Genomic DNA, 1,295 nt, shown 5'->3' with positions numbered 1-1,295 from the left:
GTAAAGTTCGCTCATGATCCCTCCCCAAGTCGGGAGTTTGAAGCATCCCGCCCGCCGGCATTCAAGAAAAGTTATAGGTTTCAACTCAAGACCCAGCCCCTCTAAGCCCCCGTTCATGCCTCGGCGTGGAACGGGGGTCCGCCTACCTCGCGGGGAAAGAGGTGCGGATCGCAACAACCCCCTTGACCCCATCAATCGAAAACCCTAGCAAACACGAGGCTCCGGCGGGTTGGCGGAGAGGTTACGCAGCGGATTGCAAATCCGTGAAGACCGGTTCGATTCCGGTACCCGCCTCCAAGCCTTTTCAAGAGCTTGTGCCATATCGGGTTTTCTTCGCATTCCAGCGTTTGCAGTTTCGTTCACTTCGCCCCCCTTTCACTTGGGCAAGCTTGACCAGAATGCCGTCCGATTCATCCGGCGAGACACGGGCGTAATGCTCGATTACGGCTGCCGCGTAGCGGACCGACCAGCCCATGTGCGAGGCGATATGCGCCAGTTCAAGCCCTCATTCAGCAGACGTGTAGCAGCGGTCCCACGCGTATCCTGGAGCCGCAAATCATACTCCAAGGCCTCGGGTGTCAGCCCCGCCTTGTTCCGCCAGTAGCGCAGGCTGTCCGAGGCGTGGCGTCCGGTCATGGCCCGCCCGCGATCACTGCCAGGATCAACACGCGGTCGGCGGGCGTGGCGTCGATCAGCCCGGCCATGGCGGGTGTCACCGGGATAGTAGCCGTCCGCTTGCGCTTGTTCGTCCTGATACGGATGCGGTGGCCCTGCGGCGTCCTCTCGATCTGGTTGCGATGCAGGCGCGTCGGCCGGCCGTAGCCCGGTTTCACAGCCGGCAGTAAAGATGCGCTGCACCCACTCCGGCGCGATGGCGCCAACAGCCAGAGTCCACACGATTTCCGAACGATCCACCTCATAGACCGTCCGAAAGTCGCCTAGGGCATCCGGAGCTTGCCGACGTCCTTCCAGGCCCAATTGAGGATCCGCGTCACCACGGTTCCGGCATAGTCGTAGTGGCGCGGCGAATGCGCCCATTGCTTGCGCCATTCATTGACCTCGCCTCGCACCTCGGGTTCCTCGAACATCGCGGCGGGGTCGTCCTTGAACGCCACAGCGAAGCGTAGCGCCCAGAGGCGATAACCCTGCCGGGTGCGCTCGCCCCTGGGTATTTCCGCGCTCGACAGCAAGTCATCGACCATTTGCACGGTCATGTAATGCGCCGGCTTGGGGCGGGCGGTTGCCTCGGCGAACGCCACGAAGAAGGCCAGCCATATGCGCCGCTGCCCGCAACC

At 62.5% G+C, this 1,295-nt stretch carries 1 protein-coding gene, 1 tRNA gene and 1 pseudogene; 1 reads left to right on the top strand and 2 read right to left on the bottom strand.

Features of this window, described 5'->3' with window-relative positions; all coding sequences use genetic code 11:
- The first annotated feature begins 223 nt into the window (after positions 1-223).
- Positions 224-297 (top strand) — tRNA-Cys (locus tag M511_RS19030).
- A gap of 335 nt (positions 298-632) precedes the next feature.
- Here M511_RS19030 and M511_RS19395 read toward each other — a convergent pair.
- Together M511_RS19395 and M511_RS19390 are read right to left on the bottom strand one after the other, a co-directional pair.
- Positions 633-833 (bottom strand): hypothetical protein, encoded by a 201-nt coding sequence (locus M511_RS19395; RefSeq protein ID WP_240547715.1) that lies wholly within the window; start codon positions 831-833, stop codon positions 633-635.
- Between the two features lie 105 nt (positions 834-938).
- A pseudogene (locus M511_RS19390) lies at positions 939-1,295 on the bottom strand (hypothetical protein); the annotation flags it as partial.

This window comes from Paracoccus sp. J56 (assembly GCF_019633685.1).
GTDB lineage: Bacteria > Pseudomonadota > Alphaproteobacteria > Rhodobacterales > Rhodobacteraceae > Paracoccus > Paracoccus kondratievae.
The sequence above is the reverse complement of the archived record's forward strand: the minus strand, read 5'-3'. Positions and strand labels throughout refer to the sequence as shown.